Below are 17,194 nucleotides of genomic sequence, written 5' to 3' on the forward strand. Positions count from 1 at the left end.
CGCCGACAGCGGGCAGAAGCGCGGCCGGCGCGCCATTGCTGGCGGAAGGCCGCGGGTGCGCAAGGCACTCTACATGGCAGCGCTTGGAGCCATCCGGGCAAACCAGCGCTTCAAGGACTTCTACAGTGCCATTGCCCGGCGCTCCGGCTCGAAGAAGGTCGCMATCATCGCCGTCGCCCGAAAGCTCGTCACCGTGCTCAACGCCATGCTCCGGGACGACAAAGCTTTCGCCTGACAAACACAGTTGCCATTCCTGAACGGCGACGCCCCACGTCAGCGCCGAAAGAGCGCACAACCCCATCGCAGGATTAATAGAAATGTTCAGGCATGGCCCCCCTGCTCGCGCCCGCTTCGCGGGCTTGGCGGGGATGACGAAGTGGGAAACGATGGCGCTCCAATGAGACCGCAGCTCACGCCACGGTCCGCGCCAGCCACAAGCCGAGAAACACGCCGGCGAGAGACAGCACCACGCTGCCGGCAAGATAGGCAAACGCCTCCAGCATTGCGCCGCGCTGGTAGAGGGTCGCGAAGTCGAGCGAGAAGGCGGAAAAGGTTGTGAAGCCGCCGAGGAGGCCGGTGGCGAGCAGCAGCCGCAGCTCGGGCGCACCGCCAAAACGCCGCGCAAGCACCTCGACGATCACCCCCATCAGGAAGCAGCCGACGAGATTGACGGTGAGCGTGCCCCAGGGAAAGCCTGGGCCGAACAGCCGAACCGTCCAGACATTGGTGAGGTGCCGCAGCACCGAACCCACCGCGCCGCCGACTGCCACCAGCAGGATCTGGTTCATCCCCGCCTCGCCTTACCGTTGGTGCCGCTCGCGGCGCAGCTTTGCCCACCAGTCGAGCCGCTTGCGGATCTCGCGCTCGAAGCCGCGATCCGGCGGATCGTAGAATTTCTGGCGGCCCAGCGCCTCGGGGAAATAATCCTGGCCGGAGAAGGCATCGGGCTCATCGTGATCGTAACGATAGCCGGAACCGTAGCCCTCTTCCTTCATCAGCTTGGTCGGCGCGTTGAGGATGTGCGCCGGCGGGCGCAGCGACCCGTGTTCCTTGGCCTTGCGCATCGCCGCCTTGAAGGCGACGTAGACGCCGTTCGACTTGGGAGCGGTGGCGAGATAGACGCAGGCATGCGCCAGCGCGAGCTCGCCTTCCGGCGAGCCGAGAAAGTCGTATGCATCCTTGGCGGCATTGGCGATCACGACCGCCTGCGGGTCGGCGAGGCCGATGTCCTCGACCGCCATCCGTACCAGCCGCCGGCCGATGAAGAGCGGGTCCTCGCCGGCGTCGAACATGCGCGCGAGGTAGTAGAGCGCTGCATCCGGATCAGAGCCGCGCACCGATTTGTGCAGCGCCGAGATCAGGTTGTAGTGGCCATCCTGGCCCTTGTCGTAGATCGGCGCGCGGCGCTGGACGACGCGCTGCAGCCCCTCCGCATCGAAGATTTCGCCGGGCCGCGCCGCTCGCCACACTTCTTCAGCCAAGGTCAGGGACGCGCGGCCATCGCCGTCGGCCATGCGCACGAGCACCGCACGCGCCTCATCGTTGAGCGGCAGATCCTTGCCTTCCAGCTTTTCCGCACGCTCCAGCAGCCGCTCGATGCTCTCAGGCTCCAGCGATCGGAAGGTCAGCACCCGCGCACGCGACAAGAGTGCCGCGTTCAGCTCGAACGACGGGTTTTCGGTCGTGGCACCGACGAGAATGACCGTACCGTCCTCCATGACCGGCAGGAAGGAATCCTGCTGCGCCCGATTGAAGCGATGGATCTCGTCGACGAACAGGAGCGTCTGGCGCCCGTTGGAGCGGCGCATGCGGGCCGTGTCAAAAACCTTCTTGAGGTCGGCAACGCCAGAAAAGATCGCGGAGATCTGCTCGAAGGCAAGCCCTGTCTCGCCGGCCAGGAGCCGGGCTACCGTCGTCTTGCCGGTCCCCGGAGGACCCCAAAAAATCATCGAACCGAGGGAGCCCGACCGGATCATGCGCGTGAGCGCGCCGTCCTCGCCGATCAGGTGCTCCTGGCCGACGACCTCGGCGAGGGCCGAAGGGCGAAGCCGGTCAGCCAGCGGCCTGCCCGGCTGGGCAGCCGGCTGCGGATCGGACGAGAAAAGGTCTGCCATGGTCAATAGCGCAGGATCTGGTTCAACAAGCGCCCGTCGCGCTCGATGGTGAATCGCCACCAGCGCGAGTTGGACATAGCGATCTCGCGCAGCTTCTCGGGCGTTGCAACCTTCTCGCCGTTGACCTCGCGGACAATATCTCGCGGTTGCAGGCCGAAACTGGCGGCAGGAGAGTTGCGCGTCACCTCGACGACGGCAACGCCATCGCCGCTCACCTGCCCGCGAATGCCGAGCCGCTGCGCCAGGCGTGGCGACAGCGCCGCCACCTTGGTGCCGGCAAACGGGCTGCGGCCCTCGATGATGATTTCCGCGCTCGATGCGCCTTCCGGCGCCCGCGCCAGCTCGATCTCGACCTTCCTTTCGCTGCCCTGGCTAAGCACCGTCAGTTCCGAGACACTGCCTATCGGCTGAGTGGCAAGGCGATAGCCCAGCGCATCCGGATGCTCGATCGCTGCACCGTTCATGGCAAGCACCACGTCGCCAGGACGCAAGCCTGCTTTCGCCGCTGGGCCGTCGGGTGCCACCAGTTGTACCAGCGCGCCGGTCGGCCGCGCCATGCCGAGCGCATCGGCGATCTGCGCCGTCACGTTCTCGAAGGTAGCGCCGACGAACGGTCGCTCGAAGAAGTCATTGCCCGCACGCGCTGCTTCAACAACCGCGCGTACGATGTTGGAAGGAATCGCGAATCCGATGCCGATAGACCCGCCGGTCTGGCTGTAGATCGCGGTATTGATCCCGATTACCTCTCCGCGCATCGAGACCAGCGCGCCGCCCGAATTTCCCGGATTGATTGCCGCATCGGTCTGGATAAAGAAGCCAAAATCGTTCACGCCGACATGGGTACGCGCGAGCGCCGAGACGATGCCACTGGTGGTGGTCTGGCCGACGCCGAACGGATTACCGATAGCGAGCACAAGGTCGCCGACCTCCAGCGCGTCGGAATCGCCAAGCGGCGCTACCGGAAAGGGCTCGGAGCCTTCGATCTTGAGCACGGCAAGATCGAGGGATTCGTCGCGCAGCAGGATCTCGCTGTTAAACTCGCGCCCGTCCGGCATCGCCACCTTCACCTCGTCCGCGTCTCGGATGACGTGATAGTTGGTGACGATGAAGCCGCTAGGATCAACGATGACGCCCGAGCCGAGTGACGACTTAACCCGCGGCGGCATCTGCCGGCGGCCAAAGAACTGCTCAAAGAATGGATCGTCCAGGAACGGCGAGCGCACCGCGACCTGCTGCGAGGCATAGACGTTCACCACCGCCGGCGACACCGCCCGCACCAGCGGCGCATAGGACAGCTGCACCTCCTCCTGGCCGAACGGCACCTTGCGGAGCGGCTTGTCGCCGGCTTCGCCGCTGCGAAGCAACTCGCTCAGTGCGTCGGCGAGGCCGCGGCTCTCCTGGGCGGCGAGGCTCGACGCCGTCCCGAGGGCAAGGGCCAGAGACAAAAAGGCAGGGACCAGAATGTTGCGGCGCATGGAGAATCCTCAGTTCGCTGAAGCGATCGCATTTTCGCAATCAATGTGTAAAATGAAAGGCCGCCGCGAGGCGCGCCGCATCCCTTCTGACAATTGGTCCCATAGGAACTCCTGTGCATTGCGCCAGCTGAGATGCAAAGCCGATTTACTCTACGGCAGTTTCGCGCTTTGATCCCCCAGAACATTGAAAATGCTAGGTGAGGGTTCAATGACGCTTGTGAAATCAGTCCTGGCCGCAACTGCACTCGCGCTGGTAACGACGACTTCCGTCTTTGCGCAACGAACGGACCTCGTGCTGGGCGTCGTCCTCGAGCCCCCTCACCTCGACCCGACCGCGGGCGCGGCCGCCGCGATCGACGAAATCGTCTATGCCAACGTCTTCGAGGGCCTGACCCGTATCGGCCCCTCGGGCGAGGTCCTGCCAGCCCTCGCGGAACGCTGGGACATTTCAGAGGACGGCAAGGTCTACACCTTCCACCTGCGACAGAACGTGAAATTCCATGACGGTACAACCTTCGACGCCGAGGACGCCAAGTTCTCGCTCGACCGCGCCCGCGCCGCCGACTCCACGAACGCCCAGAAGGGCCTGTTTGCGGCGATCGACACCGTCGAGGTTGTCGAGCCGCTGGTGCTGAAGGTCACGCTCAAGAACCCGCAGGGCTCGTTCCTCTACAACATGGGCTGGGGCGACGCCGTGATGGTTGCGCCCGAAAGCGCCGCGACGAACGCCGAAAAGCCGGTCGGCACCGGCCCGTTCAAATTCGAGAACTGGGCGCGCGGCGCTTCTATCACCATCGTCAAGAACCCGGATTACTGGGGTGAGCCGGTCGCGCTCGAAAAGGCCGAATTCCGCGTCATTCCTGACGCTGCAGCCGCTGTTCCGGCGCTGCTCTCCGGCGACGTGCAGGCGTTCCCGATGGCTCCCGTCGGCGAGGTGCTCGACCAGTTCAAGTCCGATCCGCGCTTCGAAGTCGTCGTCGGTGTCACTGAGGGCGAGACGATCCTGACCATGAACAACGGCAAGGAGCCGTTCAACAACCTCAAGGTCCGCCAGGCGATCTCGCACGCGATCAACCGTGACGAGGTCATCGTCGGCAACGGCATGGGTGGTCTCGGCACGCCGATCGGCTCGCACTTCTCGCCGGCCAACGCGGCTTATGTCGATCACACCGGCACCTATCCCTACGATCCGGAGAAGGCGAAGGCACTGCTGGCCGAGGCCGGCTACCCGGACGGCTTCACCGCGACGCTCAAGCTGCCGCCGCCGCCCTATGCGCGCGAGGGCGGCCAAGTTGTTGCCTCGCAACTGCGCCAGGTCGGCATCGACCTCGAGATCGTCCCGGTCGAGTGGGCGGACTGGCTGAGCACGGTGTTCAAGGAAAAGGACTACGACCTCACCATCATCTCGCACACCGAGCCGAACGACATCGATATCTATTCGCGCCCGGACTACTACATCGGTTACCAGAACCCCGAGTTCAACAAGGTGATCGAGGAGCTCGGGCTCACCGCCGACGAGGCCAAGCGTAACGAGCTCTACGCCAAGGCGCAGGAAATCCTCGCCAAGGATGCACCGGTCGGCTTCCTGTTCGAGCTGCCGAAGATCGGCGTCTGGGATGCGAACCTCGAAGGCATGTGGCACAACATGCCGGTGCAGGCGAACGACCTGACCAAGGTGAAGTGGAAACAGTAACGGTTCGCATTTGGGACGCTGCCGCTTCTTCCTGGCTCGCAACCTGACCTCTGCCCGCTCTCCGGGCAGATCGGGGCTTGCGGCACTCCGGAAAAAGCGGCACCCGGTACTGATGCGCGGACTCAGCAGCGAACACCGGTTCTTCCACGTAATGGGGCGGCCTGAAGCACGGAGGGGGATGCTTTCAGGCATGCCCGCTGGGCGTTCGTGAGCGCGTTTCTCGCCAGGCGCCTGCTGATCGGCCTCGTCACCGTCATCGTGGCGTCCATTGTCGTCTTCGCCGTGCTGGAAATCGTGCCGGGCGACCCCGCCCTGCTGATGCTCGGCATGAACGCGACGCCGGAGGCGCTTGCCACCCTGCGCAGCCAGATGGGCCTCGACCAGCCGATCCCGGTTCGCTACCTCAGCTGGATCGGCGGCATGCTGATGGGCGACTTCGGCCGCTCCTGGACCTATTCCTCACCGGTAATCGACCTCATCGTCGAGCGCGGCATCGTCTCTCTGCCGCTTGCGGTCATCTCGCTCATCCTCTCGACAGCCATTGCCATTCCGGTCGGCATCTTCGCCGCCTCGCGCCGCGGCCGCGCTGCTGACGCGATCTCGATGGGCGCGACGCAGGTCGGCGTCGCCATCCCGAACTTCTGGTTCGCGCTGCTTCTGGTGTACGTCTTCGCGGTCTGGCTGCGCCTCCTGCCCGCCGGCGGCTTTCCCGGCTGGGGCGCCGGCATCTGGCCGGCGTTCAAGGCGCTGATCATGCCGGCGATCGCGCTCGCCCTGCCGCAGGCGGCGATCCTCGCCCGTGTCACGCGCTCGGCCATGCTCGAGGTGCTGGGCGAAGACTACATCCGCACGGCACGCGCCAAGGGCATTCCGCGCCGAAAGGTGCTGTGGCGCCATGCCCTGCGCAACGCGATGATCCCGGTGCTCACGATACTAGGCCTGCAGTTTGCCTTCCTGCTGGCGGGCACAATCATCATCGAGAACGTGTTCTACCTGCCGGGCCTTGGCCGGCTCGTCTTCCAGGCAATCACCCAGCGCGACCTGATCGTCGTCGAGGGCGTGGTGATGCTGCTGGTCGCCAGCGTCGTGATCGTCAACCTTGTGGTCGACATCCTCTACGCGGTGGTGGACCCGAGACTGCGGGTGAAGGCATGAGCATCGGCGAGCCCGTCTTCCCGCGCACCCAGAGCGTCGTGCTGCAGGCCCTGAGCAACCGCTCCTTCGTGGTGGGATGCGTCATTACCGCCATCATCGCCCTGATGGCGCTCGTCTCGTTCTACTGGACGCCCTACGACATCACCAATCTCGTCGTTGCTGACAAGATGAAGCCGCCGTCATGGCAGCACTGGTTCGGCACCGACCATTTCGGCCGCGACATCCTGACGATGATCATGATCGGCTCGCGCAACTCGATCGCCGTTGCCCTGGTCGCCGTCGGCATCGGCATGTGCCTCGGCGTGCCGCTCGGCTGCTGGGCGGCGGCGCGCGGCGGCTGGATCGACGAGGCGGTGATGCGCTTCAACGACATCGTCTTCGCCTTCCCGGCCCTACTTTCCGCCGTGATGATCACCGCCATCTTCGGCCCCGGCGCCATCAACGCCATCATCGCCATCGGCATCTTCAACGTGCCGGTCTTCGCGCGTGTCGCCCGCGCCGGCGCGATGTCGATCTGGCCGCGCGAGTATGTGCTCGCGGCGCGTGCCTCCGGCAAGGGCAAGGCACAAATCACCATCGAGCACATCCTGCCGAACATCGCCGCCATCCTCCTGGTGCAGGGAACGATCCAGTTCGCGCTCGGCATTCTGGCCGAATCCGGCCTCTCCTATGTCGGCCTGGGCGCACAGCCGCCGATGCCTTCATGGGGCCGCATGCTGTTCGACTCGCAGACCCGCATGATGGTCGCGCCTTACCAGGCGTTGTTCCCAGGCCTTGCCATCGTCATCACGGTTCTTGGCCTCAACCTCCTCGGTGACGGCCTTCGCGACCTTCTCGATCCGCGACTGAGGCGCGAGCGATGAGCCTGCTCGAGATCGAGAACCTGCGCCTCGACATCGGCTCCTTGCCTATCCTCAAGGGAGTCAGCCTTTCGCTCGAACAGGGCGAGGTCATGGGCCTCGTTGGCGAGAGCGGTTCGGGCAAGTCGATGACGGCGCTGGCGGTGATGCAGCTCCTGCCGATCGCGATGCGAGCTTCCGGCCGCATCACCTTCGACGGCATCGATATTTTGGGAGCGCCGGAAGCAGCGATGAACCGCCTGCGCGGCAACGAGATCGGCATGGTTTTCCAGGAGCCGATGACCGCGCTCAACCCGGTCAAGACGATCGGCGAGCAGGTGGCCGAGGGCATTCGCTGGCACACCCGCGCCTCGCGCGCTGAGGCGGAAGAGCGCGCACGAAAAATGCTCGACCGTGTCGGGCTGCCGGAGTCGAAGTTCCCGTTGACCCGTTATCCGCACGAACTGTCGGGCGGCCAGCGTCAGCGCGTGGTCATCGCCATTGCCTGTGCGCTGGCGCCAAAGCTGCTGATCGCCGACGAACCCACGACTGCGCTCGACGTCGTGCTGCAGAAGCAGATCCTCGAACTGCTGCGCGACCTCGTCGACGAGCGGAAGATGGGCCTGCTGCTCATCTCGCACGACCTTGCCGTCGTCGCCGACATGTCCGACCGTGTCACCATCATGCGGCATGGCGAGGTGATGGAAGCCGGCGAAACCGCCCGCACCCTCACGCAGCAGGCACATCCCTATACGCGGCAGCTCGCGCTTGCCTCGATGCATGTGCCGGACCGGGGAAGAAAGGATGCGGCCATTGGCGGAGCAGCAACCACTGGCGCCGGATTGGTACCCCCACCCCTAACCCCTCCCCACAAGGGGGAGGGGAACGTTGGGGAAACGGCGAGCACGCACTCTTCAACGAAGTCTCCGTTGCGCGACGAAGAGCCGGCAAGCGCAGCAGAGGACGCACATGCGCGCCTTGAAGAGAAAGGAGACATCTCTTCAACGAATTCATCTGAACACACTGCTTCCTCCGCGACAGGCACGATAAGGGAAGGAGTTTCTTCCAAGTCCCCCTCCCCCTTGTGGGGAGGGGTTAGGGGTGGGGGTAACAACACTTCCTCCAGCGAAGGCGTTTCCGGCCAGGCCGTTTCTGCCGGCCAAGGCGTCTCCACCGCATCCCGCCCCCTCCTTTCAGTCCGCAATGTCGTCCGCGACTATCCGAACCGCCGCACATCGCTGTTCAGGGTTCCCGACGTCTTCCGCGCGGTCGATGACGTGTCGTTCCAGATCGCTGGGGGGCAGTCGGTGGCGCTGGTAGGCAGGTCGGGCTGCGGGAAGTCGACGCTGGCGCGCATGATCCTCGCCCTCGACCGCCCGACGTCCGGCTCGATCAACGTCGACGGGCACGAGGTCAGCGCCTTGCCCGAGGCCCAGCTAAAGCCCGCGCGGCGCAGCATGCAGGTCGTCTTCCAGGACCCGTACGGCTCGTTCAACCCGCGCCACAAGGTCGAGCGGCTGGTGGCTGAGCCGTTGCATCTGCTCGATGAGGCGCCCTCGCCCGCCGAACGCCGCGAGCTGGTCGCTGATGCGCTCGACAAGGTCGGCCTGAAGCCGTCCGACATGGGAAAATACCCGCACGAGTTTTCCGGCGGCCAGCGCCAGCGCATCTCGATCGCCCGCGCCATCATCACCCGTCCGAAGCTGATCGTTGCAGACGAGCCGGTCTCGGCACTGGACGTGTCGATCCGCGCGCAGGTACTGGACCTTTTCGCCGACCTCAACGCGCGGCTCGGCGTCGCCTACCTCTTCATCACCCACGACCTCACGGTCGCCCGCGCAATCACCGACGAGGTGATGGTGATGCAGGAAGGCCGCATCGTCGAGACCGGCAGGACCGACGAAGTCCTTGACCACCCTCAGTCGGATGCCGCAAAGGCTCTGGTGGAAGCAGCGCCCGATCTCCAGCGAGCGCTTGAACGGCGTCTCGCCAGACTGGGCTGAACCTGAATGCTCGTTGACCTTGCACCTCACATCGTCGCGCTCCTCATCGGCGTGGCGTTCCTTGCCGGTTTCATCGACTCGATCGCCGGTGGCGGCGGGCTGATTACGGTGCCGGCCATGTTGCTCGCCGGTTTCCCGCCGGTTGATGCGCTCGGAACCAACAAGCTGCAGGGCCTGTTCGGCTCCGGCTCGGCAACCATCGCCTACGCCTCCAAGGGACACGTCGACCTGCGCAAGCAGCTACCGGCTGCGCTGATCTCGTTCGTCGGCGCGGTGCTGGGCGCGGGCCTTGCGACCATCCTGCCGGGCGAGTGGCTGCGGATGATCCTGCCGCCGCTGCTCATCGCGATCGCGCTCTACTTCGCCTTCAAGCCGAACATGGACGATGTGGATCGCGCCCAGCGCATCACGCCAGCCATGTTCGCGCTGGTTGTCGTGCCCCTTATCGGCTTCTACGACGGCGTGTTCGGCCCCGGCACTGGTTCGTTCTTCATGCTCGCCTTCGTGGCACTGGCCGGTTACGGCGTACTGAAGGCCACCGCCCACACCAAGCTCCTGAACTTCTCCTCGAACCTCGGCGGCTTTGCATTGTTCGCCGCGGTGGGCGTCGTTCACTGGCAGATCGGGCTGGTGATGGGCATCTCGCAATTCATCGGCGCCCGCGTCGGCGCGGGACTCGCGATGAAGAGTGGCGCGAAGCTCATCAAGCCGCTGCTGGTCATCACCTGCGTTGCGTTGGCGATCCGGCTGCTGATTGCTTGAGGCTTCGCGCGCGCGACGCTTTCGACTATTCTCGGTCAGGACTTGCCTCTCTCGGGCAGCAACAACTGGGAGACTGTCATGACCTATTCGCCGCATGAGGCGCCTCGGATCTACCCGACCTTCCGCTTCCGCAACGCGACCGCGATGTTGGAATGGCTGACGCAGACGATTGGTTTCCAGGTCCTCACCCGCTACGACAATGACGACGGTACAGTTGCCCACGCGGAACTTGCACTGGGCTCATCGATCATCATGTGCGGCGAGGTCCGTGACGATGCCTTCGGTGCCCTCGTTGGCGCCCCCGGCGAACAGGGCGGCAAGGCGCTCTACATTGCCGTCGAGGACGTCGACACGCTGTTTGCCCGAGTCAGCGCTTCCGGCGTGAAGATCGAGGAACGACTCACCGACCGCAGCTATGGCAGCCGCGAGTTCATCTGCCGCGATCCGGAAGGCAACGTCTGGTGCTTTGGCACCTACTGGCCGAAGGCAGCTGATGCGCAAATTTGAACGCGCCCAGCATCTCGCCATCGCATCTGCGCACAACCCCTTTGCGGGCCGGCCGTGTTGCGCCCGACCGTCAATGGAATAGATTGGCAGCAAGGTCACAAGCATTCAGTCCATAGGGAGGACGCCATGGACGCGGCCAATCCTGCTACCACCCAATTCGAGCTCAACGAAGACCAGCGCGCGATCCAGGAGATGACGCGCGACTTTGCAGCCGATCGGGTGGCTCCGTTCGCGCTCGAATGGGACCACAACCGCTACTTCCCGTCCGACGTCATTCGGGAGACCGGAGCGCTCGGCTTCGGCGGCATCTACATTCGCGAGGATGTCGGCGGCTCTGGCCTCGGCCGGCTGGACGCGGTGCTAATCTTCGAGGCGCTCGCCGCCGCCTGTCCCGGCTTCTCGTCGATGATCTCGATCCACAACATGGCTGCCTGGATGATCGACACCTTCGGCTCGGAGGAGCAGCGCCAGCGCTTCCTGCCGAAGATGACGTCGTTCGAATGGATGGCGAGTTACTGCCTGACCGAACCCGGGGCGGGCTCGGATGCCGCCGCGCTGCGCACCCGGGCGGTCCGTGACGGCGACCACTACGTGCTCAATGGGACGAAGCAGTTCATCTCCGGCGCCGGCGAGTCCGACGTCTACGTCGTCATGGCGCGCACGGGCGAGGATGGCCCCAAGGGTGTTTCCACCTTCATCATCCCGAAGGACGCACCGGGCCTGTCGTTCGGCCCGTCCGAGAAGAAGATGGGCTGGCACATGCAGCCAACCCGGCAAGTAATCTTCCAGGACTGCCGGGTGCCGGCAGAGAACCTGCTCATGGGGGAAGGCGCGGGCTTCCGCATTGCCATGGCCGGCCTTGACGGAGGCCGCCTCAATATTGCCGCCTGTTCGCTCGGCGGTGCGCAGGCCGCATTCGAGAATGCGCTTGCCTATTCCGGCGAACGCAACGCCTTCGGCAAGCCGATCAACCAGTTCCAGGCGCTGCAGTTCAAGCTGGCCGACATGGAGACGGACCTGCAGGCCTCGCGCATGATGCTCTACACGGCGGCATCAAAGCTCGACCGCAAGACGCCGGACGCCGGCAAGTGGTCGGCAATGGCCAAGCGCTTTGTCACCGACACCTGCTTCAACGTCGCCAACGAGGCGCTGCAATTGCACGGCGGCTACGGTTATCTGCACGAATACGGCATCGAGAAGCTGGTGCGCGACCTGCGCGTCCACCAGATCCTCGAAGGCACCAACGAGATCATGCGCGTCATCATCGCGAGGTACTTAGTGGGTAGGTGATTAGGGGCTTAGGGACTTAGGGACTTAGGGGTCCAAGGCGAGCACACTCCCCTCCCCCCCTTATTCACCTACTCCCCTACCATTCAGGGAGGAAACACATGAGCACCATTGCATTCATCGGCCTCGGCAACATGGGCAATCCGATGGCCGCGAACCTGGTCAAGGCAGGCTACACGGTTCGCGGATTCGACCTGGTGGACGCCAACCTGAAAACAGCGGAGGGTAACGGCCTGAAGATCGCGCCTAGCGCGGCCGATGCGGTTGCTGGCGCCGACACCGTCATCACCATGCTGCCGGCCGGCAAGCATGTCCTTTCCGTCTATGGCGACATTGTCCCCGCGGCCGCAAAGGGCACACTGTTCATCGATTCCTCCACCATCGATGTCGACTCCGCGCGCAAGGCGCACGCGATCGCGCGGGAGGCCGGCATGCTGTCGATCGACGCACCAGTGTCCGGCGGTGTCGGCGGCGCGGCAGCAGGCACCCTCACCTTCATGGCCGGCGGATCGCAGGAAGCCTTTGCGAAGGCCGAACCAGTCTTGAAGCCGATGGCCGGCAAGATCGTCCACTGCGGTGATGCCGGCGCCGGCCAGGCGGCAAAGATCTGCAACAACATGCTGCTCGGCATCTCGATGATCGGCGTCGGGGAAGCCTTTGTACTCGCCGAAAAACTCGGCCTTTCGCACCAGGCACTTTTTGACGTCGCATCCACTTCGTCCGGCCAGTGCTGGTCGCTGACGACCTATTGCCCGGTCCCTGGCCCGGTTCCTTCCTCTCCCGCCAACCGCGACTACAAGCCGGGCTTCGCCACCGACCTGATGCTAAAGGACCTGCGCCTGTCGCAGGAAGCAGCACAGAGCTCTGGCGCTGCAACCCCTCTCGGCGCCGCGGCGGCGCAGCTTTATGCGCTCTACGAGGCGGCTGGCGGCGGCGGCGAAGACTTTTCAGCCATCATCCGCTTCCTCAGGGGCGAGCATCCCGCCAGCTAATCACAACCTGTGCGTTTATTCAGCATTCACTGAACAATTTCAGGCTGTGACGGACGTTATACCCTGCCCTCAGAGGGTGATTTTTCGCACTTCGAGGCGGAAAAATCGCGAATTTAGATTTGCTTAAGTTCTTGATAACCCGACGGTAACGATGTCCCACTAAAACGGTGGGTGAGCGGCAAACGCAGCCGCCGAACTCCGGATCAGGTATTGCGTACCGGGGTGTACAGTTTCGCTAGAGTTTTGCGTAAGCGAAGCGCCATGCGTATCTTTGGCAAGACCGCGTCCCTCCCCCGCCGGGAGGACGCGGTTCTGCTGCTTTCTGAGATATGCGGGCGCTCGCTTGCAGCGTCTTCCTGAACGAATCTGAAGCTCCCGCCTCCTGCCGCACGCATGAAAAAGGGCGAAGCTTCGCTCCGCCCCTCCAAATTCGCCTCAATTACTTGCGCAGGTCGCGTTCCGCGAGATCCAGCGCCTTGAGGATCTGCTCCACCGCAAGGTCGATCGTCTCCTTCGTCCAGATCAGCGGCGGCGACATGATCATGGTATCGCCTGTTGCACGCAGCATCATGCCGTTGGCAATCGCGTGGTCACGGACGACAACAGCCGCGCTGCCCTCATCCGGGAAGCGCTCGCGCGTCTCCTTGTCCTTCACGATTTCAATGGCACCCATCAGGCCGAACGAGCGCACCTCGCCGACGATGCCATGGCCGGCGATGCGCTCCTTGAGCGCCTGGTTGAAGTACGGGCCGGTTTCGTTGCGGACGCGCTCGATCAGCCCTTCCTTCTCGATGATATCGAGGTTGGCGAGCGCCACGGCGCAGGCAACCGGATGCCCCGAATAGGTGTAGCCGTGGTAGAATTCGCCGCCCTTCTCGACCAGCGTCGAAGAAATACGGTCGCCGACCAGCAGCGCCGACAGCGGCTGGTAGCCGGAGGTCAGCGCCTTAGCGGTGGTGATGGTGTCGGGCTCTACGCCCATCGCCTGCGCCGCGAACCACTCGCCGGTTCGGCCATAGCCGGTGATCACCTCGTCCAGCATCAGCAGCACATCGTACTTGCGGCAGATGCGCTGGACTTCCGGCCAGTAGCTCGCTGGCGGGATTTTCACGCCGCCCGCACCCATGATCGGCTCGCCGATGAACGCGGCCACGTTTTCCGGGCCATGTTCGAGGATCGCATCCTCGATCGCCTTTGCCGCGCGGACGCCGAAGTCATGCTCGCTCTCGCCAGGCTGCGCCAACTCGAACGAATACGGCATCATCACATGGACGATATTCGGCACCGCGCCGCCGAGCTGTGAATGCATCGCCGACATCCCACCCAGCGACGTGCCGGCAACGGTGGAGCCGTGGTAGGCGTTGTGGCGCGAGATCACGATGTTCTTCTGCGGCTTGCCCTCAAGCGCCCAATAGTGGCGCACGAGACGCAGCGCGGTGTCGTTCGCTTCCGAACCCGACGAGCCGTAGAAGACCTGGTTGATGTGCGGCGGCGCGATCTCGGCGAGCTTCTTCGACAAAAGCACTGGCGTCGGCGTCGTGCAGCGGAAGAAGGAGTTGTAATAAGGCAGCTCTTTCATCTGCTTGTAGGCGGCGTCGGCGAGCTCGTGGCGGCCATAGCCGATGTTCACGCACCAAAGGCCGGCCATGCCGTCGAGGATCTCGTTGCCTTCCGAATCGTAGATGTACGGTCCTTCAGCGCGCGTGATCATGCGGCTGCCGGCACCACGCAGGTCCTTGTGGTCGGTAAACGGATGGAGGTGGTGCGCAGCATCGATCTCCTGAAGCTGCTTCAGGGAAAAATTCTGGTAAGACATGTAGTTAGCTTCTCCGATTGAATCATCTCGGCAAGTTCTGCCGGGTGAGGGTCAGTCGGAAAGCGGCGGCGAATAGCCGATCCGAGCGCAGAGGATCAGCAACTCGGAATGCCGGGTGCGCGTGGAAGGTGTTACGGCGATACGGTCCGCCATGATATGCTGCAGTCTGATCGTCATGTCTCGCAGCATAGACCGCGCTCAAGCCTTTCAACAAGTGTCCGTGAACGGCGGAACATGAAGAATAAGCGGGCGTTCCTCTGCCGGCCGACCAACATCCTCGGCCCTGCTCACGGGAGGAGCACCACCATGAAGATCGCTGTGACTGCACTTGCGACCCTGTTTCTGGGCGTCGCTGCTGCCTATGCCGAAGAACCCGCGAAGGTTCAGACGATCGGCGACAAGAAGGTCTACACCGACCAGAACGGCATGACGCTTTACACCTTCGACAAGGACGAAGCCGGCAAGTCGAACTGTGATGCCGGATGCCTGGCTAAATGGCCGGCATTCAAGGCAGAGGAAGGCGCGACGGCAGAGGGCGACTGGTCGGTGGTCGACGCAACCGACGGCACCAAGATGTGGGCCTACAAGGGCAAGCCGCTCTACACGTGGGTCGATGACAAACAGCCCGGCGACATGTCCGGCGACGGTGTCGGCGGCGTCTGGCACATCGCAGTCGCGGAATAGCCTTTTTGAACCACCGACTAGAAGATGCGGCGCTTCTGCGCCGCATCCTGATTCACGGCTGGTTATATCACCGGCTCGAATCCCCGCGGCCGGATGAAGGACAGCTGACGGCCCTTGTTGATCGCGATCATCGTGACGATCTGGGCCAGCTCTTCATCGGTATGTTCACAGTCAGGCATGTGCTCTCGGATGTCCGAAACCACGTTCGGGACTGAAATCAGGGCCGCCTTGCTGTCCGCGATGATCTGCTCCGCAAACGCTGCGACTGAAACCCGCTTCACTTCAATCCTCCTGCATATTTCGCGCCGCCAAACTCGCCAGCGGAACGTTGGTTCCGCTCTAAGTGCAAGATTTTGAAGTTTTTTCTCCGCAGAAGAGGTTGTGGCACCTTCGCGAATGTCAAGTGATTTCGTCCCGCATTTTTTGCGCTATCGGCGGCGCCCCTGCACGAGGAAAATGCAAGTGGCCACGCACTTCCGAATTGACGACATAAAGATTTCTTTATATCGTTATCCTAATATCGAAATGCACGGAGGCGGCCATGCCTAACCCCATCCATGAACTCCTCGCCCAAAAGGGCGTACTCCTCGCCGACGGCGCCACGGGGACGAACCTGTTCGCGATGGGTCTCAATTCGGGCGAAGCGCCGGAACTGTGGAATGAGACCGCGCCGGAGAAGATCGTGGCCCTGCATCAGGGCTTCATCGATGCGGGCGCGGACATCATCCTCACCAACTCGTTCGGCGGCACCCGCCACCGCCTCAAGCTGCACAACGCGCAGGATCGCGTCTTCGAACTCAACAGGAAGGCTGCTGAAATCGCCCGTTCGGTTGCCGATCGTGCCGGCCGAAAGGTTATCGTCGCGGGCTCCGTTGGTCCGACCGGCGAACTGCTGGAACCGCTCGGCGCCCTCACCCATGACGCCGCAGTCGATGCCTTTGCCGAGCAGATGGAAGGCCTGAAGGCTGGCGGTGCGGAGGTAGCGTGGATTGAGACCATGTCCGCGCCCGGCGAAATTCGCGCCGCGGCGGAAGCTGCCGCCCGCGTTGGCTTGCCCTATGTCTACACCGGCTCATTTGACACTGCTGGCCGCACCATGATGGGCCTTGCCCCGCGCGACATCCATTCGGTGGTGGACGGCCTGCCCGAGCAGCCGGTGGCAGTCGGTGCGAATTGCGGCGTAGGTGCTTCCGACATTCTTGCCTCGCTGATGGACATGAGCGCGGCCAAGCCCGACGCGATCATCGTCGTCAAGGGCAATTGCGGCATCCCCGAGTTCCAGGGCACAGAAATAGTCTATTCGGGCACGCCCGAACTGATGGCGAAGTATGCCTGCATGGCGTTCGACGCCGGTGCGTCGATCATCGGCGGCTGCTGCGGCACATCGTGCGAGCACCTGCGTGCAATGCGCGAGGCGCTGGACCACTATGTCCGCGGCGCCGAACGCCCGGACGTCAGCGAGATCGTCACTTATATTGGGCCGCTGCGGAACAAGCAGGCGTTCGAGAGCGGCGCCGGTGAAGGCGAAGGCCGGCGCGAACGGCGCAGGGCACGTCCTGCGTGAAACGGTGAAGGAAGCGAACTGACGCGAACCCCACGGCTGCGCCCTTAGCCCCCCGACCCAGCAGCCGGTTTGCCCCCCCTCGCTCCTTCACTTTGGCAGGCGGTGCCGAGGCTTCTGGCCTCGCACCGCCTGTTTCATTTGCACACCTTCAGGATGCTGGCACATCGCCCCAAGCCTTGGAGCTGGCGGCGATTGAAAAACCTTGCCGCGCTTAACGATTACTCAACCAAGATCACTAACCTGACAGCAGTTTCCGTATGGAACACTGCCGATGGCCGCGTCAGCTTCACCCTGCGCGCATAT

General features: G+C 63.7%; 17 protein-coding genes. 11 read left to right on the forward strand and 6 right to left on the reverse strand.

What is annotated here, in order from left to right:
• The coding region (locus tag L610_RS04260; RefSeq protein WP_144702742.1) for a transposase at nucleotides 1-235 on the forward strand (235 nt) is incomplete at its 5' end.
• A 175-nt stretch (nucleotides 236-410) separates the two neighbouring features.
• Here L610_RS04260 and crcB read toward each other — a convergent pair.
• From crcB to L610_RS04275, 3 genes are read right to left on the reverse strand one after another with little or no spacing between them, the layout of a single operon-like run.
• Entirely contained in the window at nucleotides 411-788 is a 378-nt protein-coding gene (gene crcB / locus L610_RS04265) for a fluoride efflux transporter CrcB (RefSeq protein ID WP_024846527.1), read from the reverse strand.
• 12 nt (nucleotides 789-800) lie between these two features.
• On the reverse strand, nucleotides 801-2,114 hold the full coding sequence (locus L610_RS04270; protein ID WP_144702745.1) for a replication-associated recombination protein A: 1,314 nt from the start codon (nucleotides 2,112-2,114) through the stop codon (nucleotides 801-803).
• A 2-nt stretch (nucleotides 2,115-2,116) separates the two neighbouring features.
• Nucleotides 2,117-3,589 carry a DegQ family serine endoprotease gene (locus L610_RS04275; protein WP_024846529.1) on the reverse strand — a complete coding sequence of 491 codons (1,473 nt, stop codon included), beginning with the start codon at nucleotides 3,587-3,589 and terminating at the stop codon, nucleotides 2,117-2,119.
• A 208-nt stretch (nucleotides 3,590-3,797) separates the two neighbouring features.
• On the opposite strand from L610_RS04275, the gene L610_RS04280 reads away from it, so the two are divergent.
• From L610_RS04280 to mmsB, 8 genes are all read left to right on the forward strand, one after another.
• A complete protein-coding gene (locus L610_RS04280; protein WP_024846530.1) occupies nucleotides 3,798-5,282 on the forward strand; it encodes an ABC transporter substrate-binding protein in 1,485 nt (494 codons plus the stop codon).
• A 207-nt stretch (nucleotides 5,283-5,489) separates the two neighbouring features.
• A complete protein-coding gene (locus L610_RS04285; RefSeq protein ID WP_024846531.1) occupies nucleotides 5,490-6,437 on the forward strand; it encodes an ABC transporter permease in 948 nt (315 codons plus the stop codon).
• On the forward strand, nucleotides 6,434-7,300 hold the full coding sequence (locus L610_RS04290; RefSeq protein ID WP_024846532.1) for an ABC transporter permease: 867 nt from the start codon (nucleotides 6,434-6,436) through the stop codon (nucleotides 7,298-7,300). The genes L610_RS04285 and L610_RS04290 overlap by 4 nt, the downstream gene beginning before the upstream one ends.
• Entirely contained in the window at nucleotides 7,297-9,279 is a 1,983-nt protein-coding gene (locus L610_RS20430; RefSeq protein ID WP_024846533.1) for an ABC transporter ATP-binding protein, read from the forward strand. The genes L610_RS04290 and L610_RS20430 overlap by 4 nt, the downstream gene beginning before the upstream one ends.
• A 6-nt stretch (nucleotides 9,280-9,285) precedes the next feature.
• Nucleotides 9,286-10,041: a TSUP family transporter gene (locus tag L610_RS04300; protein WP_144702748.1), complete on the forward strand. Its 756-nt coding sequence runs from the start codon at nucleotides 9,286-9,288 to the stop codon at nucleotides 10,039-10,041.
• A 78-nt stretch (nucleotides 10,042-10,119) separates the two neighbouring features.
• Nucleotides 10,120-10,548: a VOC family protein gene (locus L610_RS04305; protein ID WP_144702751.1), complete on the forward strand. Its 429-nt coding sequence runs from the start codon at nucleotides 10,120-10,122 to the stop codon at nucleotides 10,546-10,548.
• Between the two features lie 126 nt (nucleotides 10,549-10,674).
• Nucleotides 10,675-11,838, forward strand: a complete 1,164-nt coding sequence (locus tag L610_RS04310) for an isobutyryl-CoA dehydrogenase (RefSeq protein ID WP_144702755.1) — start codon at nucleotides 10,675-10,677, stop codon at nucleotides 11,836-11,838.
• 98 nt (nucleotides 11,839-11,936) lie between these two features.
• Nucleotides 11,937-12,827: a 3-hydroxyisobutyrate dehydrogenase gene (gene mmsB, locus L610_RS04315; RefSeq protein WP_144702758.1), complete on the forward strand. Its 891-nt coding sequence runs from the start codon at nucleotides 11,937-11,939 to the stop codon at nucleotides 12,825-12,827.
• A 439-nt stretch (nucleotides 12,828-13,266) separates the two neighbouring features.
• On the opposite strand, the gene L610_RS04320 is transcribed toward mmsB, so the two are convergent.
• The gene (locus L610_RS04320; protein ID WP_144702761.1) at nucleotides 13,267-14,643 is read right to left on the reverse strand and encodes an aspartate aminotransferase family protein; all 1,377 of its coding nucleotides are present in this window, start codon (nucleotides 14,641-14,643) and stop codon (nucleotides 13,267-13,269) included.
• Nucleotides 14,644-14,694: 51 nt separating this feature from the next.
• Nucleotides 14,695-14,820, reverse strand: a complete 126-nt coding sequence (locus tag L610_RS20705; RefSeq protein ID WP_256366534.1) for a hypothetical protein — start codon at nucleotides 14,818-14,820, stop codon at nucleotides 14,695-14,697.
• 129 nt (nucleotides 14,821-14,949) lie between these two features.
• On the opposite strand from L610_RS20705, the gene L610_RS04325 reads away from it, so the two are divergent.
• The gene (locus L610_RS04325) at nucleotides 14,950-15,327 is read left to right on the forward strand and encodes a hypothetical protein (RefSeq protein ID WP_024846539.1); all 378 of its coding nucleotides are present in this window, start codon (nucleotides 14,950-14,952) and stop codon (nucleotides 15,325-15,327) included.
• Nucleotides 15,328-15,389: 62 nt separating this feature from the next.
• Here L610_RS04325 and L610_RS04330 read toward each other — a convergent pair whose 3' ends face one another.
• Entirely contained in the window at nucleotides 15,390-15,608 is a 219-nt protein-coding gene (locus tag L610_RS04330) for a hypothetical protein (protein ID WP_144702764.1), read from the reverse strand.
• Nucleotides 15,609-15,868: 260 nt separating this feature from the next.
• Between L610_RS04330 and bmt the strand changes: the two genes are divergently transcribed.
• Nucleotides 15,869-16,891, forward strand: a complete 1,023-nt coding sequence (gene bmt / locus L610_RS04335; protein WP_144702768.1) for a betaine--homocysteine S-methyltransferase — start codon at nucleotides 15,869-15,871, stop codon at nucleotides 16,889-16,891.
• Nucleotides 16,892-17,194 lie beyond the last annotated feature (303 nt).

Source organism: Aminobacter sp. J44 (genome assembly GCF_007829415.1).
Classification (GTDB): domain Bacteria; phylum Pseudomonadota; class Alphaproteobacteria; order Rhizobiales; family Rhizobiaceae; genus Aerobium.